Below are 25,424 nucleotides of genomic sequence, written 5' to 3'. Positions count from 1 at the left end.
AAAAATGCTCCCCTGTCAATATAAAAGATTAACAGATACCCTAATTCATGCTAAAATAAAACTAACAAATACGCAAAAATAGGAGGTATCTATTATGAAAGAATCATTTGTGCACGTATACACCGGGAATGGCAAAGGAAAAAGTACCGCGGCGTTTGGTCTGGCTTTAAGAGCCTTGTTTGCCGGAAAGAAAGTGTATATTGCCCAGTTTATCAAAGACATGAAATACCACGAAACCGGCATAGAAACTGTAATGGACGGCATCAAAATCGAACAGCTTGGAGCTGGCTGTTTCATTGACCGAAAACCTGATGAACATGACAGAGAAGTCGCAACTGCAGCTTTACAAAAATGCGGAAAAATCTTGGAATCCGGCAAGTTTGATGTGGTAATCTTAGATGAGATTACAATCGCCCTATATTTCAAATTATTTTCCAGTGAAGACGTAATTAAAATTTTGCAAAGTCGAAACCCGAAAGTAGAAGTCGTCCTCACTGGAAGATATGCACCGCAGGAGCTTATTGACTACGCAGATTTGGTTACGGAAATGCGTGAAGTCAAGCACTATTATACTCAGGGTGTTCTATCCAGAGATGGTATTGATGTGTAACAAATCGCAAAATGCATCAATCCTATTCATAAACTATTTCAGTTCGCAGGTAAAATGCTGGCGCAGCTGTGCCGGATTTTCACACTCCTTGCCAAGATCAATAAAACTGCGTCCGCTGTGAACTGCAATATACAGCCTGCCACCAAAGTTGAGATTTATAATGCTCTAAACACCTGAGCAAAAACAGTGGGAAGCAATTACAGCCAGCTTTCCAGAACATCATTCAGCTTATTCATATCCAGCGGTTTTGCGATATGTCCATTCATGCCTGTATTTTTGGCAAGCTGTACGTCTTCTGCAAAAGCATTGGCAGTCATGGCAACAATAGGCAGTTTTCCCTTTTCACCCGGAAGACTCCTGATTGCCGCTGTTGCCTCATAACCATTCATAACAGGCATTTGGATATCCATAAAAATAAGATCATACAAGCCTTTCGGTGAAGCTTCCACCTTTTCAACTGCAACTTTTCCATTTTCTGCCGTTTCCACTTTTGCACCTGTCATCTGCAAAATTTCACCAGCAATTTCTCTGTTCAACTCATTATCCTCAACCAGCAGAATCCTTTTTCCCGTGTAGTCTGATTCTGACAGCTTCTCCAAATAATTTCTTGCTGTTTTTTCTTTTCTTCCTGAAGTAAACTGCCGCAGTGTAGCCGTCAGCCTGGAACGGAACAGCGGTTTTGCAATAAAAGCATCTATGCCCGCCGCCTTTGCTTCTTCTTCAATCTCGCTGAATTCATAAGATGTCAATACAATGATGGTGATCTCTTTTCCTATCCGTTTCCGGATCTGTCTGGCAGTCTCTATACCATCCATATCCGGCATCTTCCAGTCTAAAATAACAGCAAAGTAATCATCTTTCAACTCATGCCGTGCATAACAACGTTCAACCGCTTCCCTGCCAGAGAGAACCCATTCACCCATAATACCGATTTCCTTCAGTGTGGCAACTGTACTTTCACAGCATGTCTTATCATCATCCACTACCAGAACCGGCAGATTCATCAGATTTTTGTCCTGTTCTTTTTCTTTTTCCTGAAGCTCCAGATAAATTGTTACTGTGATTTTAGTTCCCTTGTGCAAGATACTATCCACTTTAATAGTGCCATTCATCAGGTTCACAATATTTCTGCTGATTGCCATTCCCAGACCGGTTCCCTGGACTCTGGTTGTCCGGTGGTCATCCGCGCGGCTGAACGGATCAAACATGATTTTCTGGAATTCCGGTGACATACCGATCCCATTATCCTCAATCGTAAATTCATAGCATCCAAGTTCTGAAAATCCATTTAACTTTTCCTCTATGGAAAAAATAATATTCCCGCCATCCGGTGTATACTTGATCGCATTACTCATCAGATTCACAAATACCTGCTGAATCCTCAAGCTGTCACCACAGACAGCCTCATGTTCAATATGATTGATGTGTATATCAAAATTATGTTGATGTTCATCAAGCAGCGGTTTCGTAAGTGTAATAAGATTATCTACCAGCTCTGACAGATTAAAATCTTCCTGTGCCAGTGTCATTTTTCCACTTTCAATACGTGCCATATCCAATACTTCATTGATCAGCCCCAGCAGATGGCGGCTTGATTCTGTGATCTTTCCGAGGCATTCAATGACTCTGTCCTGACTCTCAACATTTGCTCCTGCGATTGCCGTCAGACCGACAATCGCATTCATTGGTGTCCGGATATCATGGGACATATTGTTAAGGAATTCTGTTTTCGCACGATTTGCATTTTCTGCGGACCGGTAAGCCTCTTTCAGCGCCTGACGAGATTCAATCTCTGCTTTCTTCTCCTGCGTCACATCCATGGATGCCAGCAATACTTTTACCAGTTTTCCATTCTCCCATTCTAACGGAATATAAGAAGCGATTTTATAAGTCTTTTCATCCCGGCTGCAGTACTCAAACTTATAAATATCATTTTCACTTTTCAGTTTTTCCCGAATATTATCCGGGGCTATCAGGATATCGATAGCTTCCAATGGTTCCAGTGTCTTATATTTTTCAAGAACCTGCATCTGAAAATCATGATAAAATCCCAGAGGTTTATATATCATCTGTCCATTCAGATTGTAGAATTCATATCTGTCATTTTCCAGATCACAGACAACAAAGCGGTCAACCAGACGCACAATACTCTGAATCAGCTGCTCCATGGAAGCATTATCCGCTGCCATCTGCAGATGCCGTGCGCTCTCTACCTTTGCCTCTGTGATATCACGCAGAAAGATCATGGCATATTCTGAATCCTCTATTTCGCCACGTATGACCACATTGCGGACCCATCGTTCTTTTCCATTCAGAGTGATACGGCACTCTAAAGCCAATTCGGTTTCCAGACCCTTCAGCCTTTCTGCAATATAACCACGGTCGTAAAAAGAGGATACCGCCTTCTTATCTGTCTCCACAACATAGGAATCCACAAAATGCCGAATCAATTCATCCCACGTATAACTCTGTTCAAAGACGGTCATCAGGGACGGTTCAACCTTAAAGGTATCAAAAGTATTCGCTTCCAGATTCACATAATACTCGCACAAATCTGCTTTCGTAAAAGCCCGGTGGAAAGCAGCAGATTTTTGTGCCTGCATGATTTCTTTTTTCTCCCCATCAATGTTAATAAAAATCCCGGCAATCCTGCTGGCAGAACCATCCAGACGGCGTATTACTTCTGCCGATGCCCGAAACCACTGGTATTGATTATCCTTCATTCTCATACGATACTCTACCTGGTATTTTATCTGGTTTGTCTTATCCTTAATTGCCGCCTGAAGCTGCACCATGACTCTTTCTTTATCCTGTGGATGCAGAAGATCTGACCAGGATTCCAGTTTATTCGGAAAGTCCAGAGTGTCATGATAGCCAAGCATTTTTCTAAATTCATGACTCCAGTTTGCATTCACAATCTCACTGTTTTCGTCACAGTCAAAATACCAGAAGCCGGAACAGATAGCCTCATTGAGCAGTGCCAGATTTACATGATCCCAGTTGACCTGTACGGACATAACCCAGATCTGTCTGCCCGCCTCATCTGTCGCATCCTCTTTACAAAGCCGTACATTATTCACTGTACCGTCTGCTGCAAGGATCTGTGCTTCCCCTGTTCCGTGAAGCTGCAAAAAACGTTCCTGATCCAGTATCTCTATACCATCTCCATAAAAGAAGTTTTTCAATGAACCTTTCGTCTGCTTCATAAAAGAATCAAAGGTATATCCTGTACTATGTAACAGCAGATTGCTCACAGACAAAATAGACATATTTTGATCATAATATCCTGTCATTATACCTACTCCGCCATTATTTTCCAGTGTTTTCTGTACTACCTGTGACATAGCCCGTGTTTGTCCCGATACAGTCTCACTTAAAGAATATATTTTATCTTCATAATTTCCCATTTTATAAAAATCCTCACTTCGTTTTATACCTTTTTCATCCTGCTTCAATCTGCCTATTGAAAATTTTCTTGCTGTCTAATGATTTCTGATAATGTCGACAGCAACTTATCAACTTGGATTGGCTTTGCTATATGACCATTCATTCCAGCCGCAAGAGCCGCTTTCTTATCTTCTTCAAATGCATTTGCCGTCATTGCAATGATTGGTATACACGTTTTAGCTTTATCTGGCAGATGTCTAATTTCCTGTGTTGCTTTATAACCGTCCATTTTGGGCATCTGAATATCCATAAGCACCATATCGTACGTACCCACCGGCATTTCCATTATCCTGTTTATACACTGAATGCCATTCTCCACACGTTCTGTTTTAAGACCGGCACGCTCCAGTATTATTTCTGCAATCTCCGCATTCAAATCATTGTCCTCTGCTAAAAGGACATTCCTGCCTTTCAGGATCTCACTACCTGTTTCCTGGTTTTCAACATATTTTTTTGCATAATAGCTTTTATCCGCTATCTTGTGCTTTAGTGTGACTGTAAAGACGCTTCCCTCTCCAAGCTCACTTTCTACATTTATTGTTCCACCAAGCAGAGCAACATATTTTTTTACGATTGACATTCCCAGTCCGGTTCCTGTGATTTTGCTCTTTGTGGTGTTCTGTTCCCGTGTGAACGGCTCAAAAATCTTTGTCAGATAATCCTGACTCATACCGATTCCTGTATCGCTCACCCGAGTTCTTACTATTATGTACCCTGACTCATCGCATGGTAATTCCTCTACGTTTACCGTAACAAAACCGCCGGATAAAGTATATTTCATGGCGTTGCTCATAATATTAACAAATATTTCCTCTACCTTAGTAATGTCTGTCAATATGTGCTTATGCTCTACATCCACCTTGTAATGAAATACAATATTCTTTTTCTTTGCTTCATCATCAAATAGTTCAAACAAATTCTGCCAGATAGCTTCAATCTGGGCATAATTCTCATCAATCTCCATCCTTCCGCTCTCAATCCGAGCCATATCAAGTACATTGTTTATGATTGACAAAAGGATTCTGCCAGACTGTTGCAGTTTTTCCAGATGTTCTGAAGCTTCAGGCAGTTCTTTTCCTTTTAGTTCATCCTCCATAAGCTGTGCATAGCCCAGAATTGCATTCATAGGAGTACGGATGTCATGCGACATATTGTTAAGAAAATTTGTCTTTGCAAGGCTGGCATTTTCTGCTTTTTTCAGAGCAATTTCCAGCTTATCATTGAGTTTTTGTGTATTATTTGCCGCAAGCTTTGCGACAGTTTCCGCTTTTTTTGCCTTTCTTAAAAGTACGAGAATAATGCCAATTATACTAAAGGAAGAAAAACCTATGGTGACAAAAACAACAAGCAGATTGTCTTTTACAAAGTCGTAAAATGTCACCTTACCTGCCGTACTGTCATAAATAGCAATTGCACTTGTAAGCATATCAGACGGCATGGCCTTTAAAGTTTTATTCAGTATTGACAAAAGAGCTGCCTCTCCACTTCTTACCGCAAAGCATGCCTCCATTGTTTTTGTAAGTGGAACACTTTTGAAACTCCTGCTGTTATCATATATCATTGCCTGACTTGCTCCCATGAGGAAACAGTCTGCTTTTTCACCGGAAACCATATCTGCAGCATCCTCAAGCGAATCACAATCTACAAGCTTCCATTGTGGATAACTGAACGCAATATGCTGTTTTAAGGCATCTTTTTCCTTTTGCACAGCTACTGTATACACATTATTTTCATCAAACTTTTTCTCATCTGTTACCGCCATCAGACTGTAAGTCCACGCTGTATTTGTAAGTGCATATCCTTTTTCTTCTGCAAAATCAGGATTTCTGCTGGTATAAAAAATAATATCAATTTCATGTTCCTGTAGCGCCTGAGTCATTTCGTCATAATTATCATACGACTTCATATTAAACTCCAGTGTCTGATCATTCAGGCAATCTTTTGCATAAGAGATATATTCTGACAGCATGCCGGTAAGTTTTCCAGTCTCTTCATCCATAGAAAAGATTGCCGGATCATTGTTTAAAAATCCTACCCAGATATCACCATGTTCTTCCAGATAGGACTTTTCTTCACCTGTAAGAATCTGATTATAATCAAGAGTAAAATACTTCTTATACAGATCTGCCTGAAAAAAAGGACTATCTTGAGCCAACTGACGCATAGCCCAGTCCAGTTCCGTCTTGACATCGCTGCGCTCTTTGTTCATTACAAAATATATACCTGATTTACCAATATTGGTAACAGATGATATTCCCTGTTCAGACCAGATGGATTCCTCCAAAGATACAAAACAGTCTATCTCATGATTTGCTAATTTCTTTTCAACATCATCATTATTATACACATTTATATGTTCTGTATTTATGCCGTTCTTATCTTCCCACTCTGTCAGCATGATTTCAGGTTCTGTACCCATGAGCACACCTACACGTTTCCCATCCAGAGACTTAAAATCAGAAGTCACAATATCCGTATTTGACAAATCAGCATAAAGAATATATTTTTCCTCTCCCATCGGTTCCTCGGAAAAAAGCATCTTTTCTGTACGTTCATCGGTGTAAGAGATATCACCCATAATATCAATCTCACCCTTTTCAAGCATGTCAAAACAGTTTGACCAGTCACATTTCACATACTCAAATTTCCATCCGGTATAGCTTGCCAGAGCCTGCATGAGTTCGTAGCCAAATCCTCGTCTGACACCGTTTTTATCAATATAATTAAAGGTATCCTCAAACGAACCGACACGGATGATCTTCTGCTCTTTTGCCTGCGTGTCTGATTTTTTTGTTTCCTGTTGCGTTAAATTATCCTGCTTTGCCATCTGTGGCTGTTCTTTATCATTATCTGTTTCAGCAGCCCAGCAACGTACTGATACCATCATCCACATTCCCAAAACCACAAGTATACCTATACATAATACGACTAATCTTTTTCTACTTTTGTACATTGCTCTTTTCTCCACAATTTACCAGGTTATTACCCAGCACTGATTTTCTATTTATCGTTTTCCCTACCTTTTTCATCATTATATCTTGTATTGTTAACTTCGGTCAACAATGCACTCTTATTTTTGTCTTTTTTGTGGATATCATTAAATTTAATTTAACCTCAACAGATTCATTACCAATTTTACCATTACATCTTTTTCTTCCGCTTTTGATTCAGCAATCATTAATGTAATTGCTACTAACGTTCCATCACTGAGTCTCTTCTCTCCATCCTGAAACAGCGCATTGTTCTTGTCTAAAAATTCCAGGAACAGTGATGCGGCAATTCTTTTACAGCCATCTGCGTATGGATGATCTTTTATCATAAAATACAATAAATTTGCCGCTTTCTCTTCCAAAGACGGATACGCATCTTGTCCAAATACACTTTGGTAAACTGCAGCAATAATTCCTTCTACCTTACCGGTCTCTTTTTCCACACCAAATACATCTGTTTCAAAAGAATCCTTCATCTGTCCAACCATCTGAACACAATCTTCATAAGTAATGCGGTATATCGGAGTACTTCCCTCTGGCTTACTTAATGCCTGGTGGTCATATTGATCCAGAAGAATCAATGCATCCGTGTATTCATTTATAGCTCTGAGCACATTTTTTTCTTCTATGTCAAGTGCATCCACAAGCATCCTTGACTGAATATCAACTGTTTTCCTAAGTGCCTGAAGATGATTTTCATTGAGCGCATAGCCTTTCAAGATAAACTGTTTAAGAACACTATTGACCCATTTTCTGAAAGCGATACCTCTTTTGGAATGAACTCGATACCCTACAGACAAAATCATATCCAAATTATAAATCTTAGGTTTTCTTCCCCCCGTACTTCTGTCGGAAAAGCCGACAGAAGTCTCATCCAATTCTCCTGAAGCAAGAATATTTGAGATATGTTTGCTTACTGTAGCGCGCTTAACCTCAAACAACGCTTCCATTTGTTTTTGAGTCAGCCAGACAGTCTCTTGCTCAGGATTAATTTGAACTTCTATATTAACATCACCATCTGTAAATAATACAATTTCACTCTTCATCTTTTCGTTCCTTTCCATGAATATTTCACGCTGACTTTTCCAAACCCCATTTTCAGTCAGACTACTTTTTATCCTTTGATTTATAAATGAGTAGTGAAAACCCATAGGCAAACCTATGGGTTTTCACTACTCATTTATCTTTTTTCATTCTTTCACTCCGCCCGTTTTTAAGTATTCATCCGCATTTTTACATATTTTATTAAATACTTCTGTACATATGCGCCTTTCTTCTTGGGTTAGTCCCTGCAAGACCGTTTTTGCAAACTCATTCTGCACTTTAATTCCATCTTCTATGATCGGAATAGCTGCCTCCAATAAAACAATCTCGATATGCTTCTTATTGTCAGTGCTTTGGACTCGCTTTACCAGGTCTCTGCTTTCAAGATTTTTCAAGGAAGAGGACACATGAGATTTTGTGGATTTGCGGATTTTGACAATCTCCGCTGCCGTATTATGCCGTGGATTGTTATGCAAAAATATCAGTATGTCATATTCCATCTGTGTTAACTGGTATTTCTCACATACTTTTCTTGAAAGCATTTCATAACAACTTGAGATTGTCTTATGTTGATCCCAAAAAAACATAGCGTTTCTCCTTCCTTTCACTTCGTTCTATTTAGAACGATTATATGGTGTCTATATCCCCTTGTCAACCCTTACTTATAATTTTTTCCACGATTTTCTGAGTGCCACATAGGAAATCAGAAAATTTGCAAACCAGCCAGCTGGTACAGCAAGCCAGACAAATGAGATGCCAAAACGAGGTGCACAGAGCAAAGCAACTGACAGACGGATTGCCAGGTTTACCATATTCGCAATGAGAAAAGGCTGCATGATTCCAAGTCCGCGAAGAACTCCATCCGTTGCCATCTTGATACCCATAAAAATAAAAAAGCAGCCGAGCCATCTCATATAATCCCCGGACACCTGATATGCCAAAGCGGTTCCATCCTTACCCAGAAATAACGAGGAAATTTGAGTATGCAGTGTTTCAATGATTATAAAAGCAAGAACTGCAAAACACAGATCCAATACCAGTGCAGCATGATACCCTTTTTTGATACGCTTGGGTTTCTTTGCGCCAAGATTCTGGGATACATACGGTGAGACTGCATTTCCAATAGATACAAAGATCAATGAAAAAACATTTTCCACCCGCATCGTTGCTGAATAACCAGCGAGTGCCTGTGTACCAAATGGATTTACAACTGCCTGTACGATCATCATACCAATTGATACTGTGGACTGTTGGAGAATTGATGGCACGGCGATTTGAAGCATAGAATACAACTCCTGCCCATTAAACCAGGCAAAATGACTTTTATATCGGCGCATCCGACTAAAGAAAATCAAAAGCGAAAACACTGCGGAAATCCCCTGTGCAATGAGAGTTGCAAGGGCTGCGCCGAACACACCCATACCAAGTCCGGCCACCATCCAAAGATCCATAAATATATTCAAAACAGAAGAGAATATCAAAAGACCCAATGGAATTTTTGACTCTCCGATAGATGTGAACATCGTTGAAAGGATATTGTACATAAACAGAAACGGAAAGCCTACAAAATAAACGCGAAGATACAGCACTGCTTCATCCAGTATATCAGCTGGTGTCTGTAATAAGTTCATCATTGAACGGGAAAAGCAAAAACCAAAAACCCCCAGAAGCATACTTAGAATCAGAAAGCTAATCAATGATGTTGACACGATTGTTTTCATTTTACTATAATCTCTGGCTCCAAAATAACGGCTCACAAGCACCCCTGCGCCCACACCGGCACCCAAGGCTATACAAATGAAGACATTCGTAAGTGCAGCGCAAGCACCAACTGCCGCAAGTGCAGAAGAGCCGACAAACTGACCAACGATAATAGAATCAGCCATATTATATACTTGTTGAAAAAAGCTGCCTAAAATCATAGGCATTGCAAAAACAGTCAATGCTTTCAGAGGCGCATCTGTGATCAAATATTCATCCTTTGACATTATCTTATTTTCTCCTCCATCAGAATTTTTTGTATTTTCGAAATGTAAGTTATAAGTTTCGTTATGTAATAATTATATGTAGTCACAGTAACCAAGTCAAGCTATTGTTTACTTTTTGTAATATGAATGATATGATATTTAATATGCAATGGACATTATTTTACAGGAGAGACTATTATGTACCTAGACGGTTTAGATGAACTGGATCAGAAGATTATCCAGTTGCTTATAGAAAATGCACGTATCTCTTACTCTGATATTGGTGAAAAAACCGGTATTTCCAGAGTAGCAGTAAAAGCCCGAATTCAAAGTTTGGAGAAAAAAGGTGTAATCGAAGAATATACAACAATAATAAACCCTCAAAAAATTAGTGGTGCTGTATCATGCTATTTTGAAATCGAAACAAAGCCAGAGCATCTATCACAGATAACAGATATATTGTATAAAAATGATACAGTTACACAGATTTACCGTGTTACAGGAAGAGACAAACTTCATATACATGCAGTTGCTTCGTCAAGTGATGAAATGGAATACTTCCTGTACAATGTCATTGACACACTGCCTGGCATTATCAACTGCAGCTGCAATACCATCTTATCACGCATTAAAGATATTAAAGGATTACGGCTATGAATTATATCCAATTTAGACATTGTATAGCTTAATCCCGACATTCTCATGGGATAGTAAATTTAAAGAAGTTTCTGTGGGAGTACTAAACGAATTTACAAGGCTCCTCACACCTCCAAAGGAAGTGGAAAGAGCCTATGACAAACAAAAGGATTTTATTTATGAAATAAACAGCCGTTCCTGATATCCTGCTCTTTTTGAAATCCCGCCACTCCACTATGCATATCTCCATCTTTTTTCACTGCCTCCACCCGATACAACATTACAGAATTCAAAACATCATCCAGCAAAATTCCGGCTGCAAGAAAACTTCTCTGTCTTTTATAGGCCGGAAAGGTCTCTATTTGCCCTATTATTAAATTTCGTAATTCCAAATTTCTCTGAATTATCTGATAAAGAAGTCTGCCTCACACAGTGCCTTGGTCAAATGCATGTGGATTTCCAGTCACCATTGCAGCAAAAACTGCCAGGTATATTTTTTGTGTTTTCCTGTATGGCAGTTTATTAAATATTTCTGCGGAAAGCTTTAACTGTTGCTCCAGTTCTTCAAAATCTTCCCTGGAATTTCCTTTCAGCATTTGCATGAAATATTCCAACTCCACCTGTGCCGGTGTCCCCTCATACTCGCTACTTATGCGCAGTAGCAATTCCTGCTGTTTCTGCGCCTTTAAGATTCTTTCTTCCTGTTTGCTACACAGTGCTTTTCCAAAATAGCTTTCCAGAATCTCTTCCGGTGCAAGTCCTTTATAGCGACTATTTTCTAATACTTTTTGAAATTTTTCAGCAGAAATTGTCACACTTTTTTGCCGATGAAAACTTTTTCCAAATAATCCTTCCAATTCTTCCAGTTCTTCCGGCGATAAGCTCTGAACACGAACGCTCCCTGAGAATCTTCCATAAGAAGCATATTTTTCAAAAAAACCGTTCAGTACCTTTTCCCATACTGAGTTTTGCCGAAAATATTCTACACATTTCTTCAGTTGCTCAGATTCTTGCCGCCTGCTCAATCTCGATTCCTCTCTCTTCTACCTTTTCCTCATCTTCTAACAACTCTTTTTTATGCCCATTCCAGAGATATGGCATCACCGTAACAAATTTCGCATTTTCCGGACGAATTAACTGATAAATTGCAAGTGCATCCAAAGTATCACAGTCTCCCCAAAGCACCTGAGAATTGATGATAAAGTCAAACTGGAATTCTGTCATAAGGCGGAACATATCCCGAATATTTTTATTATCTACTCCGGCAAACGCTTCATCCAGTGAAATCAATCTAGGCGCGTCTGCTCTTCCACCCTGATATTTAGCAACTACTGCTGAAAATAAAGGCACATACATCGACATCGCTTTTTCTCCGCCACTAAATATTCCAAAAACACTGTTTGTCAACTCTTTTTGCCGCTCTCCACTTTTTTGGCAGAATAGTTGAAACTCAAACCACTTTCGATAATCCAACGTATCCTTCATAATCTGATAAAAGAATACCATATAATCCTGATAATTTTGATTCAAACGAACAAAATCATGGTTCAAATCCGTCCACCAGGTATAAACTTCATCTTCATCTAACTCTGACATTTCCGGAAAACGCTCAATTTCTCTTCTGATTCGTTCTAATAAAGTTGGCTCCAGTGATGCACCCTCAATAAAAAGATTCTCTAAACGTAGCACCAAACGTTCAATTTCCACACTATATTCTGACATCTGATAGCGGTATTTTTTATTCTTAAATGCTTCGATAGAGGCTACTTTTCTAGTATCCTGAATCGTGTTCAAATTTTTCCACTCCACTAGCATAGCCAGATCCTGCTGGCATTGTTCAGGCTTATACTCTGCAAAATAAGGATCTTTTATCATTTCTTCATAAATATCTTCCTGATACAGCCAGTACTTCAATTTTTCATAGTTTTCAAAAAAAATGCGCATAATACAGCGATATCTGCTGACATTATCCGCATTTAAATATTTTATTTCTGTTAAGGGTTTGATTAACTTATCTGATACCTGCACGGTAGATCTCCTTTATTCATGAACTCCTATAACTATTAACTATAGCTTGATAAATTTAATCATATCATGCAGGTAACTGTTATTCAATGTGCGATTTTATTTTTTTGCAAAGCGCACTATTAGTAAAGCGGTAAAAAAATCATCTACAACAAAATATATCCATCATCTCCGTAAACCATTTCAATTCGCTGGTAAAACGCTGGCACAGCTGTGCCGGATTTTCACGCCCCTTGCCAAGATCAAAAAAACCGCGTCCGCTGTGCACTGCAATATACAGCCTGCCATCGGAATTGAGGTTCATAGAAAATCTACCAAAGGTAGAGTCTGCCAACGTCAAAATCTGCGCTATGCGACTAGAAGACAGGATATGAAGGGCTGCCTGCACATCATCACTACTCAGATTGAAGCGTTTGTCAAAGGCCTCGTTGTTTGTCTTAATTGTCTGGGCGTTGAAGAGTTTATCCATCCTGTCTCGAGGCCAGATTGTCAGCCATGTAGAAAATTCCTGATTCAGCTCGCACAGCATCCACTGTCCCGTGTAGACCTTCTGTTCCGTCTTTTCCCACAGACCGGTCTCCTCCCGCTGAACTTCACTGACACTTGTTAACTCAATTGTACACAATTCCGTAGTCAAACCACGATATATGCCTCGGACATACCCGCTGCCACTGCAATAGCTGTGATTTGGCAATGGAATATTTGTATCTTTCACATCTAAAAGATGAGGAGCAGGATTTATCTGTACGTCTTCAAAAATCATGCTCATCATATCCGGCACAATGGTATCAAATACCTGCTGGCTTGTCTCTCCCCTGGACTTACCCTGTACCATTTGCCCCAAACCGATAAGCACACCGCCGATGATTACCAACACAATTTTGCCGCCCAGAATCACTCCTGCTATACCAATTACTGCGCCCAACAGCGAAAGCATTTTACCGCCTAACTTGCCACTCTTACTTTTGTTCAGTTCCTGCGCTAACTGTTCCTCTATCATGGTCATTTTCTGTTCTATTGTATTTTTCATAGCTCCCCTTCCTCCATTCCTTCTAAAGTTTTTCGGCATGTTTAAAAGAATGCACGATATGCTTCTATTGTGAATCTAAAACAATCCGTCAAAAGCACATTTATTCCATTTTATAATAAACACCCTCATCTCCCCAAGCCAGAGAATTCTCGTCAATTTCAAAAACTCGGTACGACACACTGTCATACAAAGTGGAATTGGCATAATAGGTGCTCACCTCATCCGTGGAATAAGAAAACGTACCATAGTCCATTTCCGCAGGCTCAGCGCCGGGAGCACGCTGGTAATAACTCCAATTGCCATTACTGTCAATAACAATATAGATTTCCGCTGACAAATCACCATCATAGTACCAAATACCTTTGAATTCCGAAACATTTCGTTGACAAAGTTCGGAATCCCAGCTCCAGTAGATGTCTGACTCTCCACTCAAGCGTCCGTTCCACTCTGGCACTTCGTCTCTCGATGAATCAGATTCGTCGTCCTCGGTAAGACGGCTCCCGTCCTCATACAAAAGATTTTCCATCCCTTCTCCATAGTTAAAATAACCATAAGCTGCACTGTAAAGCTGACCGTCCTCTATGGCAATACGGCTACCGGAATCATCCAGGTTACTATATGCATAGATAGCTTCCCACTCCGGCTCATAGCAGAGATAGCCGCTATCCACCACTTCACCACTGAGAAAAAGCGTCCAATTGCCCTCTGAGTCAATCTCCATAGAATCATACTCATTGTTCGCTTCACCCAACCAAATCCCCTCAAATTCACTGAAATCATTGACCGCATCTTCGTTTAAGCCACCTCCTAAGCCTTCATTTGGATTGTCCTGTGCTGCGATCTGCTCTGAATCCTTAACCCTCCCCTCGAAGGAATCCGAATCATCAGAAAAATTGTCGTCGCTTTTACCATCGCTACCGCAAGCGATAAAGCTCATACATAGTGCCAGTACTAAAGTAAGCGACAGAGATTTTTTTAAGCGTTTCAGCATGCTCTTCCCCTCCTTCTTCAAATAATAAACTATATCTCAAAGCCGCCTTGGATTCTTAAAGAAACTAAAAATCCACTGTACAAATATTGTACAGTGGATTTGATAAAATAACCATTAACCAAAGGTTAGTTCTTTTGCCTGAGCAACTCAGCAAGCTGCTTTCGCTTAGTCTTGGTATCGCCCTCAATATGAAGTTTAGAATAAAGCTGATTTACATACTGCTTTACGCTACCCTCAGAGAGAAACAGCTTTTCTGCGATTTCACGATTTGACAGACGTTGCACTTTCAAACAAGCGAGCTCATACTCCCTTTCAGTCAATGTGACAAATACCGCTGGTCGGACATTTTCACCTCTTCGACGTTTTGCTGCTTCGCCCAGTTTAATAATCTGTGCAATAAAGTCGGTCCGAATTTCCAATGCCAGCACCGGCTTCAAAAAATCATAGTTTTCCACAAATGGCATCACAAGATTATCCGGTTCAGCATCCGAAAGTGCTTTTTTCAGCCATATACGGGCTTCCTCAAGTTTACCCAACTTTTCATAAGCTGCTGCCGTCTGAATCTGAATATGCAGAGCTACCAGCACATAATGCATGGTCTCACACACAGCTAACAGCTGTGTGCTACGTCCTACCACCTTGGCATAAGCGCCCTCTGCAAGATACACCTGATTTTCAATCATCTCCATCATGGGCTTGCCCGGTGCAAGCATATTAATGTCCGAAAGCCGATGTTTTAAAAAAACTTCCGGAATTTTGTCAATTTTGCCACACAATGCATGGTAATAAGCGCTGGTAGCGCACCAAAGGTTAATCCACGAAGCATCATGATAACGCAACAACATCGCATATCGTTCGTCAAAAGTATAACGTTGCTCTACCTCAACATACAGCGAGAGCCTGCGTGAAAGAAAATCACAGCAAAGCGCCATGTTAATCTGCCCATTTTCTTTGACCTGTGTATAGGCGCGTTCCAATTCAATGTGCGCATCAGTGAAATGTCCCTGGCAAAACAACGCCTCTGCGCGCATAATGGTCTCCGCTCCCTGTCCGTGATGACTGGTGACCTTATAATAATGAGGCATGCACTCATCCATTTCAGCAAGTTCATTTTCCAAGTCTCCCGGCATACGGTAAAACATCATCAGAACGGAAGGCGAGCCAAAAGTCCAACCACCGCTCGATTGGATACTAATAGCTGAGTGCGACATCTGGCTGCTGGCGCTACGGTGCAGGCGGCTCATGGCGCCGATGTCATTGTAGCAAAGAAAACTTAAAATAAGATCACATTCTCCCAGTAAATTGCCACGTTCTTCTTCGGGCATCTCCGGATGTTCCTCAATTGCTGTCATCAATAACTCTTTCAGTTCCATCATTTTCGGGATCTGTCGCCATGTGAACATTCGACGCATTAGCACCAAAATTGCAAAAGGATGTGCTTTCAACGTTTCGGCAGGACATTTATCCAGCGCTTTCCGTACATCCTCAGCCTTCAACGACGCCAACAGAATACCTGCGTCGCTGCGAATGACACTCAGCAGTGCATCATAATTTTCGCTCTTTTCATAAGCAGCGATCGCGTGAAGATACTGCCGATGTTCTTCATACCACAAGCCAAAGCGCTCCCAATAAAGTTGCTGCACTTCTGCTTTCATTTTCAGAAAACTACGCTCGGCGCATTCTTTCATCATGTGATGGAAACGATACGTCGTACCGTCCGGCAGGTGCGTAACAAAGGCATTTTGCTCGGTCAGCACAGAAAGCATTTGCCCCGCATCCGCATCACCTGTGATATACTGTGCCATTTCGACCGTAAATTCGTCGGCAAGCCCCATGACCGCCAAAAACTTCCGTTGCGGTCTGGGCAGCGGATCAATCATAGCAGCGGTAAATGTAGCATAAATATCAGAATGACGACCAGGCAACACACCACGCTCAAAAAGTGTGTGCAGATTCAGATACACAGCTGAAAACCAGCCCTCGCTGGAATAAAGCAGATTTTTCAGTTGTGTCTCAGAAAGCTCTGTGCCACAGCGATGGGCATAAGTGGCAAGCTCCGTCTGATTCAGGCGTAGCTGTTCTGTGCCAATCTGATACACCTTTCCTCCAAGCCGCAGCGCCTCTGCAGCAGGCAAAAAACGGTCCCGACTTGCTACAATCAGATGCATATTTGAAGGTAACCGATTTGCTAACATACAGAGAAATAGCGAAGCTCGTTTATCCGTAAGTAGATGAAAATCATCAATAAAGAGATAGCAGGACACTTCCCCCGCCAGCACATGACAAAGATTATCAACCAACAATCCGCCGCCTGCTGCGTCTACCGGACAAGAATACTCCTGTAGAAAAGAGAAGCCAGCACGAGTAAACGCCTCCTGTACATTTTTCCAAAAAATCGCAAGATTATCGGAGTACACGCTGATGCGAATGATATGCAGCTGCTCTACCTTGGTACGTTCACTGAGATACCAGTTTACCGCAGTGGTCTTTCCGTATCCCATAGGTGCAACCACCGTGGTCATAGCACAATGAGAAATAGGCTGTAAACTTTCCTGCAATCGCTCAGATATGTAAATCGTATTTAGCTTCCATTTTGCTTTTGTCATAATGTATCCCTCCGATGTATTACAATCTTTCTAATGATTAACACTATTATACGTTCCATCCATCACTTTCAGCAAGTAAGAAAAAAGGAATCTCCAAACAGTCGAACGATCTAATCATTCACGAGTGACTCTCGACAGCTTCTATACTTTTCTGTAAATTCCGGGTGAAACATCATATTTTCTTTTAAAAATACAATTAAAATAAGACAGGCTGTCAAAACCACTGAACCTGCGAGCATCAAAATAGACTCATCGGATGATTTGAGAAGCTTTGCCGCCATTATAAGCCGGTAATTGTTTAAGTATTCCGTAAAATCCATTCCCATGTGAGCTATAAATAATCCAGATATTGTAATAAAACTGTTTGCTACTGTTTCCGTTGTATTCCAAACGTAGATTTACCAAATTTAAATTGCAATTGATTCTCTTTCACAGAAATTGAAATCCCACGATTCATTTGTTTGGCTCGAATACAGGGCAATACTCCATATTTAGGTATGCCAACCGGGGAAAAAGGTAAAATCTATAAAATGTTTTTCTTTAGTCGACTGATATGTAAGAAGAACACTGACTGCAAAATCAGTGTCCTTCTTTCTTCCTTTACATATATTTCATAATAGTCGGCAATAATACATTCATATCTATTGGTTTTGCAACATGATCATTCATGCCACTTGCCAAAGCCATCTTCTTATCTTCTTCAAACGCATTTGCTGTCATTGCAACAATTGGAATCTGCGATTTGTTACCGTCTTTCAGTTCTCGAATTCTCCTGGATGCTTCATATCCGTTCATAATCGGCATCTGAATATCCATCAGAATCAGACTGTAGTAATTTTGCTTTGCTTTGTTAAACATATCAATACATGCAACGCCGTTTTCCGCTCTTTCTATCATGATTCCCTCTTCCGTCAAAAGTTCCGTTGCAATTTCTGCGTTCAAGTCATTATCTTCTACCAGAAGAACCCTTTTTCCTTCCAGTTTTTTGATATTCAACTGACCGTCTGCATGTTTCGGATTCCTTTCTTCCGCATTTGCTATTTTTAATGGAAGCGTGATTGTAAAAGTAGAACCTGCTCCCGGTTTGCTCTGAACTGTGATCTTGCCATTCATTAAATCCACCAGTTTCTTCACGATTCCCATGCCAAGTCCGCTACCTTCTATTCCGCTGTCTGACGAAGATCGTTCCTGTGAAAATGATTCAAAAATATGTTTTTGGAATTCTTCTGACATTCCGATTCCGTTGTCTGCTATGATAAGCTCTAATACACTCCAACCTTCTTTTTCGCCGGGATATTGGTTCAATGTACAGCCTATGTTACCGCCTTCACCCGTGTATTTCACAGCATTACTCAAAATGTTAATCGTAATTTCAGATGATCTTGCATCATCCATATACAAGTATGGATATCGAATGTTCTTATTGACTTTCAGTGTTTGATGTTTTTCTTCTATCTGTTTCCTAAACATATCAATACATAAATCAAAGTTTTTAGAAACATCTGTTATTGTTTCATCCAGCGTTGCTTTGTTGTTTTCGATTCGTGCTAATTCAAGAATGTTATCAATCAAATGCAGCATTTTCTTTCCGCACAATAATATTTTTTCAAAGTAATCTTCTAATATAGTTGGCTCCTTTAAATGTTTCTCTCCCAATTCTGCATATCCAATGATTGCATTCATAGGGGTACGAATATCATGAGACATATTAAATAGAAATGTTGATTTTGCTTTATTAGCTGAATCGGCCAGTCTTGCAGCTTCCTGCAACAGTTTTTGCTGTTTCTGCTCATTTTCTTTTTGCTTCTTATATACAGAATATCCACAGGTACATAATATTACCAAAATACACGCTGTAATGCATCCCAGTACAATACTTAACTTATTCGTCTTCTCAACCATTCCATACGCTTTCTGCATATCCATTTCTATGCAGAAAGCACCTATCACTTCATTAGATTCATCTTCCGCTGTCACAGGATAACAGGCTGTAAAAATAGGTCCCCATGTTGTATCAACAATATCCTGAGAATATACTGTTTTTCCAGAAAGTGCTTTTTCTATATAAGGAACCATCTCCTTTTCAATCGGATCTCCTGGATGTCTGACGTCACCAGCCGATGGATCCAGTCCGTCTACAACGTAAATCAATCTACCGTCTTCATTTCTGGTTGCTGTGTAAATATATCTCGTAGAATTCAGCGTTCTGATTTCATTCATATATGTCGACATATTCTTGAATAGTTCTGTATTCTCATCAGCTTTACTTTTTATTTCATTAAAATCTTTTCGTCCCAGTCTGTCATTTACCAGCTTATGAACCGCATCTGCACTGGAAATATCTCGTTCAATTTCTGTTTTCAGAGCAGTTTTGGTATATGCTTGTTGTAAAATAAAAGTATATGCAACAACAGCCAAAATCACCATTGCCAGAAGGAATACCAACCGTCCCTCAAAAATTTTCCAATGATTTACCGGATTTTGATCTTTTCTTTTTTGTTTTATATAGTTATTTTTCATCATCGTATTTCACATGCCTTTTCCCTAATTTTAATTTAATACAAAAATGCCTCAACTCTTCACGTATTTTGCAATATAGTGGTTCAGTTGTCAAGACAAAAATCTAAGCATTTTATAATAAACTGATATATGTAACTGGGTAGGGGAGAAAATCCCCCCTTAGGCTGCATGATCATCCAGTAACAGGATTGGATAATAGCAGGATGCCAGTGTCTGATTATTGAGTGCGGAATGACAACGTTCAAAGTTGTATGTATGCACATATTTCCCAATAGCCTTCCTTGCTTCTCGGATATTGTTGTATTGGGTCAGATATGCTTCCTCGTACTTGAAACTCCGGAACCATCGTTCGATCATGATATTGTCAGCCCAGCGATTTTTACCATCCATGCTTTGACGGATCTGGTTCTCAAGGACAGGAAGTGTATATACACTTCTGGAAAACCAGCAATTTAGGGAACCCTGCCCTAAATTAAAAACCCAGAAATCACTACTTCGAAAAACCCAAAAAAGGAGAATCTGCCTATGGCAAATAGAAAAAGAAATATACAGATTTTGTTTTGTGTTTCCCCCGAAGAAAAGAAGCTGATTCGCAGAAAGATGATTGAATCAAAGACCAAAAACATGGGAGCTTACCTTCGTAAAATGGCAATCGACGGTTACATCGTCAACACAGATACCACTCCACTGAAGAAACAGTATGAGGAAATGCACAAGATTGGTGTAAATATCAACCAGATTGCAAAAAAGGTAAATACCACCGGAGATCTATATCCGGAAGAAATGCAAGAATTGAAAGAAATGGTGAAAGAAATATGGCGTATCTTAAGATCTTCCCTATTAAAGTAACAGACAAGAAAGCTCTGGACTACATCACGAATCCAGATAAGACAGATGAAAAACTGTTAGTTTCCAATTTTGGCTGTTCTCCGGAAACTGCAGATCTTGAATTTTCTATGACAAGAGAAATGACAAAAAAGAATGGAATGGACAAAGGTGATAACCTGGCATTTCATCTGATCCAGTCCTTTAAACCTGGAGAAGTTGATGCCGAAACTGCCCATCGCTTAGGGCAACAATTTGCAGACGAAGTACTGAAAGAAAAATATGAATACGTGATCAGCACCCATGTTGACAAAAATCACATTCATAACCATATCATCTTCAACGCTGCAAGCTTTGTTGATCATCACAAATATGTTTCCAATAAGCGGAGCTACCATAAGCTCTGCCGGATCAGTAATCGTATCTGTCATGAAAATGGACTTGCCACCAGTATGCCAACCGGAGAAAAAGGCAAAAGTTATAAGGAGAACATGGAATATCATCGTGGCACCAGCTGGAAAGCCAAGCTACGAGTTGCAGTTGATAAGGCAATCTGGACTTCCATCAACTATGAGGAATTTCTACAAAAAATGCAGTTAGCCGGATATGAAGTCCGCCAAGAAAAACACCTGTCCTTCCGTGCACCGGAGCAGAAGAACTTCACTTATATGAAATCTCTCGGAAGTTATTATAGCGAAGGAAATGTCCTCATCCGTCTGGCAAAAAATCGTAGCAAAGCGAAAGTTCCAAAGCATCTGTCCATAGAAGCTCGCCTGTATATCAATATCTCCACTTATGTTACGACCGGCAATCGAGAAGGATTTGAACGATGGGCAAAACTCAATAACCTGAAAGAAGCAGCCCGCACCTTCAACTATCTTTCCGAAAATAACCTGCTGAATTATGAAGATTTCCAACAGCATGTTTCTGATGTTGATGCTTCTGTTAAAGCGGCTGATCAAAGAATAACGCAAATCAACAGTGATCTGAGCACACAGAAAGTCATTCAGAAACACTGCGATTCTTACCGGCTCTGCCGTAAGGTGATTGAAGATTGCAAATCTGCTAAAAATCCAAAAGCATACCGCACCAAGCATCAGGCAGAATACCAGCTCCATGATTCATTAAAAAAAGAGCTTCAGGATCTGGGTGTTACCAAAATCCCAAGCTCTAATAAAATCCAGAAGCGGATAGAAAATCTTGAATCTGAACAGACTGCTACTGTTCGGGAAAAACAGGAATTGCAAAAAAAGCAGAAGACACTGGATATCATTAGACAGAATTTTACAGCACTATTCTATGCTCCTGAGATCAGTTCAGACTTACTTCCAGCAAAACGGGAACCTATTTCTGTCACGAGAGATAAATAAGATTGCACTGACAACTCAATTATTGGTAGTGTAAATTATTTTGTGTAAACCTCTTGAATTGATGAAAAAATCATTGATTTAAGATATTAAATTTATTATGTGACTGGGCTGAATGGCAGCATTTGCTATTCAGCTCTTGTCTATTTATTAGCATGAATACAGAGACATGTCAAGGGCACCCAATAAAATTGGGTGTATTTTTCCCTTTACAGGTTTCTGTATTTGTGCTTATTCAATGTCTATCGGCTGGATTCTATCTCCAAAATAGATACATAACTGATCAAGGGTAAGGCCCCAATCGCATGATTTTCCAGTCCATTTTTTAGTCGCATCTGTCATAGCAAGATACAGCATCTTAAACAGTGCATCATCTGTCGGAAAAATGGTTTTTGATTTTGTCACCTTTCGTAACTGTCGATTGAAATTTTCAATCGAATTTGTAGTATAAATCAACTTTCTGATTTCACAAGGATATTTGAAATAGGTTGACAACTGAGGCCAGTTATTTCTCCAGGATGCTATGGATGCCGGATATTTCTTTCCCCATTTTTCTTCTAAATCGTCTAGTGCTACAAGCGCTAAATCTTCCGTATCTGCTTTATACACCAGTTTTAAGTCGGTCATAAAAGGTCTTACATCTTTATAAGAGATAAATTTTGTAGAGTATCGGATTTGATGGACTATGCATCTTTGAATTTCTGCCTGCGGAAAAACAGCTTGAATTGCATCTCCAAAACCGGTCAAACCATCAACCGATACAATCATAATGTCTTCTACTCCTCTATTCTTAATCTCGTTAAGTACAGAAAGCCAGTACTTTGCACTTTCATTTCCACCAATCCACATACCAAGAACTTCTCGTTTTCCGTTTAATTTTACACCAATCGCAACATATACGGCTTTTTTTACCGTACGATTGTCTTCTCGAACATGAAAATGAACGGCATCCATAAATACAATCGCATACTTCCGTTCTAATGGACGGTTTTGCCATTCTTTTGCAATCGGCAGAATTCTGTCTGTCATGTGTGAAATCATTTCTGCGGATGCTTCTACACCGTAAACATCTCTCAAATGGGAAGAAATATCCCTCGTTGTCATTCCTTTTGCATACATAGACAAAACTTGGTCTTCGATATTTGAGATATCGGTCTGGTTCTTTTTTACAATCTCTGGCTGAAACGTACTTTGACGATCTCTGGGAATCTCTAAATTTATTGTTCCCATAGTTGATGTTACTGTTTTGGGACTATATCCATTTCTGCTGTCATCTGTTTCTTTGTTTTGGTAGTCATACTTAGAGTAACCAAGATGCTCATCCATTTCCGCTTCCAACATACTTTGTAAAGTGTCTCCCAATAAATCTTTCAACATTTCCTGAATATCTTGAGCATCTTTCGGCTGATAGTGCTCCAATAAACTACTGATAAATGCTTTACGTTCTGGGTCCATTTTTCTTCTTCGTGCCATAAAAAAATCCTCCTGAATTGATATTTATTTTAACATCAATCCAAGAGGATATAGAACTCTTTTTTGGAGTTTACACAGAATTATTTACAGTCTCCAATTATTCTTTTCCAACTCCTCCCAAGGTTTCAGATCTATTTCCTCTCAGGTGACACCATACGGTGCACCTCCGGAGGTATTTACCTTTGGCTTACGCCAGTTGAGTAACTAAACGAAAAGAACGAGATTCCCTGATCTCCTCATATTATTTATGGACTTTTCTTTTACATATACTAAATATGATTAAGGATATTCCCATTAAGGAAAGCCACATAATTACATTTGTATCGTCTCCCGTCTTTACATTTGAAGTATGACTGCTATTATCATCTGATGGTTCTTCTGAAACTGGTGGCGTATTCGTGGTAATTGGTGGTATCGATTCATTTTTAAATTTAGGCTCTGCCGTTACATTCCAAATTATCTGACCATCATAATTACCTGGAACTGTTATGATAAAAGGTTCGCTTTGATATACTTGATTGCTAATTTGTGTTTTTTGTGTCTGGACAAAAAGATACACTCCTTTTTCCAGATCTCTGTACATAACTTCTCCGTCTGAGTTGGTCTTTCCGGACATTCCTTTGATGTTGTTATCCTGTACATATTTTTCCATTTTTTTTGCAGCTTCTGCCTGAGCGGAAGAATCATCAAAATCAAATATGACTCCAGACTTTGCAAACTCACTCACTAATGCCAATGAATTATTTTTATATGTTCCAACCTGATACATCGTAAATTCAGTATTACTTAGCTTATATACCGTGGTCTCATCTTCAACAGTTGCTTTTAATAATATACTTCCCAGATCATTCGCAGACACCGGTAACGGAATGAGGAGTAAAAGCATACACATCACACTGGCCATACACATATATATTTGCTTACGTTTACTTATTCTGCTCATGTTTTTTCTCCTTCCTGCGTTTATGTAACTTAATGCTCACCCATATGATGATTAAAGCAACAATTCCAGCAATCAATAGAATCAAATTGAATGGGATTGTGCGCTGAAGACCAACTTCCTCATCTATCTTCTGTGCCTCTTCATACGGAATTCTAGTGCCACGTACAAGCAGTCTGTGCGTGTTAACTGCATAAGGAGTGCATGTGACCAGTGTTACATAATCCTTGCCCTTTTCAATCTGTAACGAATCTGTATCTGATGGCAATACTGTCAGAATCTGATCCACCTGATAGGCAAAGGTATGATGAAGAACTTTAATATAAAATACATCTCCAACCTCCATCTTGTTCAGGTCGGTGAATATCTTGGCATTTGCAAGCCCACGGTGTCCGGATAATACCGCATGACAGCTCTCACCGCCTACCGGAAGCGAGGTGTTTTTCAGATGTCCTACACCTGACTGCAGTACTTTTTCAGATGTTCCATGATAAACCGGAAGAACAACATCAAGCTTTGGAATATCAATATATCCCATCATTCCAGTATCATCAATTTTCAAAAGTTTGTTATACTCATCATCTTCTGTCTGGTTTTCATTGCTTTCTGAAAATGGATCTGCTATGGAACCAATTCCAATCAGGCTTTCATTGTATTCCTGCGCCTGCTCGATCATTGCATTTTCCTGTTCTTCCGACAGATGAGAAACTTCCTGTTCATAATCTGTAGCAATTGTTGTGCTGTTCATCTGATTGATGTAATTGCTCACTACCGGATACAAGATTAAAGAAAATGCTGCCAGATATCCAATTCCTCTTAGTATTTTCACTATTTTTTTCATAATACCTTTCACCTTTTGTCTGTTTTTTCTGAAATACCCAGTCCTCACTGGATATTTCAGAAAAAGCAGACATCCTCCCGGTGCAATACCGGGAAGATGAACTGTCTTTTTG

The 25,424-nt window shown here is 39.8% G+C and carries 20 protein-coding genes; 4 read left to right on the top strand and 16 right to left on the bottom strand.

The features are described from left to right. Positions 1-94 precede the first annotated feature (94 nt). Positions 95-610 carry a cob(I)yrinic acid a,c-diamide adenosyltransferase gene (cobO, locus tag ACYQ2D_RS11690; protein WP_459785516.1) on the top strand — a complete coding sequence of 172 codons (516 nt, stop codon included), beginning with the start codon at positions 95-97 and terminating at the stop codon, positions 608-610. A 197-nt stretch (positions 611-807) separates the two neighbouring features. On the opposite strand, the gene ACYQ2D_RS11685 is transcribed toward cobO, so the two are convergent. The 5 genes from ACYQ2D_RS11685 to ACYQ2D_RS11665 form a co-directional block, all read right to left on the bottom strand. Then, on the bottom strand, positions 808-4,017 hold the full coding sequence (locus ACYQ2D_RS11685; RefSeq protein WP_459785514.1) for a hybrid sensor histidine kinase/response regulator: 3,210 nt from the start codon (positions 4,015-4,017) through the stop codon (positions 808-810). A gap of 53 nt (positions 4,018-4,070) precedes the next feature. Continuing rightward, positions 4,071-7,010 (bottom strand): transporter substrate-binding domain-containing protein, encoded by a 2,940-nt coding sequence (locus tag ACYQ2D_RS11680; RefSeq protein ID WP_459785513.1) that lies wholly within the window; start codon positions 7,008-7,010, stop codon positions 4,071-4,073. Positions 7,011-7,160: 150 nt separating this feature from the next. Further along, on the bottom strand, positions 7,161-8,093 hold the full coding sequence (locus tag ACYQ2D_RS11675) for a type II toxin-antitoxin system death-on-curing family toxin (RefSeq protein WP_117456495.1): 933 nt from the start codon (positions 8,091-8,093) through the stop codon (positions 7,161-7,163). Between the two features lie 144 nt (positions 8,094-8,237). Continuing rightward, on the bottom strand, positions 8,238-8,678 hold the full coding sequence (locus tag ACYQ2D_RS11670; RefSeq protein WP_117456494.1) for a MarR family winged helix-turn-helix transcriptional regulator: 441 nt from the start codon (positions 8,676-8,678) through the stop codon (positions 8,238-8,240). 75 nt (positions 8,679-8,753) lie between these two features. Then, the gene (locus tag ACYQ2D_RS11665; protein WP_459785511.1) at positions 8,754-10,079 is read right to left on the bottom strand and encodes an MATE family efflux transporter; all 1,326 of its coding nucleotides are present in this window, start codon (positions 10,077-10,079) and stop codon (positions 8,754-8,756) included. A gap of 177 nt (positions 10,080-10,256) precedes the next feature. Between ACYQ2D_RS11665 and ACYQ2D_RS11660 the strand changes: the two genes are divergently transcribed. After that, a complete protein-coding gene (locus tag ACYQ2D_RS11660) occupies positions 10,257-10,715 on the top strand; it encodes an Lrp/AsnC family transcriptional regulator (RefSeq protein WP_459785510.1) in 459 nt (152 codons plus the stop codon). Positions 10,716-10,867: 152 nt separating this feature from the next. Here ACYQ2D_RS11660 and ACYQ2D_RS11655 read toward each other — a convergent pair whose 3' ends face one another. The 8 genes from ACYQ2D_RS11655 to ACYQ2D_RS11620 form a co-directional block, all read right to left on the bottom strand. Further along, complete coding sequence (locus ACYQ2D_RS11655) at positions 10,868-11,086, bottom strand: hypothetical protein (protein ID WP_117456491.1); 219 nt, start codon at positions 11,084-11,086, stop codon at positions 10,868-10,870. Positions 11,087-11,119: 33 nt separating this feature from the next. Further along, positions 11,120-11,719, bottom strand: coding sequence for a TIGR02679 domain-containing protein (locus ACYQ2D_RS11650; protein ID WP_459785509.1), 600 nt, complete (start codon positions 11,717-11,719; stop codon positions 11,120-11,122). After that, the gene (locus ACYQ2D_RS11645; RefSeq protein WP_459785508.1) at positions 11,697-12,722 is read right to left on the bottom strand and encodes a DUF2397 domain-containing protein; all 1,026 of its coding nucleotides are present in this window, start codon (positions 12,720-12,722) and stop codon (positions 11,697-11,699) included. The genes ACYQ2D_RS11650 and ACYQ2D_RS11645 overlap by 23 nt, the downstream gene beginning before the upstream one ends. A gap of 139 nt (positions 12,723-12,861) precedes the next feature. Next, positions 12,862-13,749 carry a DUF3137 domain-containing protein gene (locus tag ACYQ2D_RS11640; RefSeq protein WP_372554932.1) on the bottom strand — a complete coding sequence of 296 codons (888 nt, stop codon included), beginning with the start codon at positions 13,747-13,749 and terminating at the stop codon, positions 12,862-12,864. A 100-nt stretch (positions 13,750-13,849) separates the two neighbouring features. Further along, a complete protein-coding gene (locus tag ACYQ2D_RS11635; RefSeq protein ID WP_022302594.1) occupies positions 13,850-14,740 on the bottom strand; it encodes a hypothetical protein in 891 nt (296 codons plus the stop codon). A 125-nt stretch (positions 14,741-14,865) separates the two neighbouring features. Next, entirely contained in the window at positions 14,866-17,346 is a 2,481-nt protein-coding gene (locus tag ACYQ2D_RS11630) for a helix-turn-helix transcriptional regulator (RefSeq protein WP_459785506.1), read from the bottom strand. A gap of 600 nt (positions 17,347-17,946) precedes the next feature. Next, positions 17,947-19,869, bottom strand: coding sequence for a hybrid sensor histidine kinase/response regulator (locus ACYQ2D_RS11625; protein ID WP_187559004.1), 1,923 nt, complete (start codon positions 19,867-19,869; stop codon positions 17,947-17,949). A gap of 156 nt (positions 19,870-20,025) precedes the next feature. Further along, a complete protein-coding gene (locus tag ACYQ2D_RS11620) occupies positions 20,026-20,268 on the bottom strand; it encodes an integrase core domain-containing protein (RefSeq protein ID WP_459786176.1) in 243 nt (80 codons plus the stop codon). A gap of 123 nt (positions 20,269-20,391) precedes the next feature. Here ACYQ2D_RS11620 and ACYQ2D_RS11615 point away from each other — a divergent pair, with 123 nt between their 5' ends. Together ACYQ2D_RS11615 and ACYQ2D_RS11610 are read left to right on the top strand one after the other, a co-directional pair. After that, complete coding sequence (locus ACYQ2D_RS11615) at positions 20,392-20,715, top strand: MobC family plasmid mobilization relaxosome protein (protein ID WP_459785504.1); 324 nt, start codon at positions 20,392-20,394, stop codon at positions 20,713-20,715. Next, entirely contained in the window at positions 20,682-22,061 is a 1,380-nt protein-coding gene (locus tag ACYQ2D_RS11610; RefSeq protein WP_459785503.1) for a relaxase/mobilization nuclease domain-containing protein, read from the top strand. Before ACYQ2D_RS11615 ends, ACYQ2D_RS11610 begins: the two co-directional genes overlap by 34 nt. 228 nt (positions 22,062-22,289) lie before the next feature. On the opposite strand, the gene ACYQ2D_RS11605 is transcribed toward ACYQ2D_RS11610, so the two are convergent. The 3 genes from ACYQ2D_RS11605 to ACYQ2D_RS11595 all read right to left on the bottom strand — a co-directional run bounded on the left by ACYQ2D_RS11605 (position 22,290) and on the right by ACYQ2D_RS11595 (position 25,312). Next, positions 22,290-23,513 carry an IS256 family transposase gene (locus tag ACYQ2D_RS11605; RefSeq protein ID WP_459785290.1) on the bottom strand — a complete coding sequence of 408 codons (1,224 nt, stop codon included), beginning with the start codon at positions 23,511-23,513 and terminating at the stop codon, positions 22,290-22,292. Positions 23,514-23,772: 259 nt separating this feature from the next. Beyond that, complete coding sequence (locus ACYQ2D_RS11600; RefSeq protein ID WP_459785502.1) at positions 23,773-24,474, bottom strand: pilin N-terminal domain-containing protein; 702 nt, start codon at positions 24,472-24,474, stop codon at positions 23,773-23,775. Beyond that, positions 24,458-25,312, bottom strand: a complete 855-nt coding sequence (locus ACYQ2D_RS11595) for a class C sortase (protein ID WP_459785500.1) — start codon at positions 25,310-25,312, stop codon at positions 24,458-24,460. The genes ACYQ2D_RS11600 and ACYQ2D_RS11595 overlap by 17 nt, the downstream gene beginning before the upstream one ends. Positions 25,313-25,424 lie beyond the last annotated feature (112 nt).

Source organism: Blautia stercoris, assembly GCF_054657695.1.
Note: the sequence above shows the minus strand (reverse complement) of the source record. Positions and strands in the feature narration are given on the sequence as shown.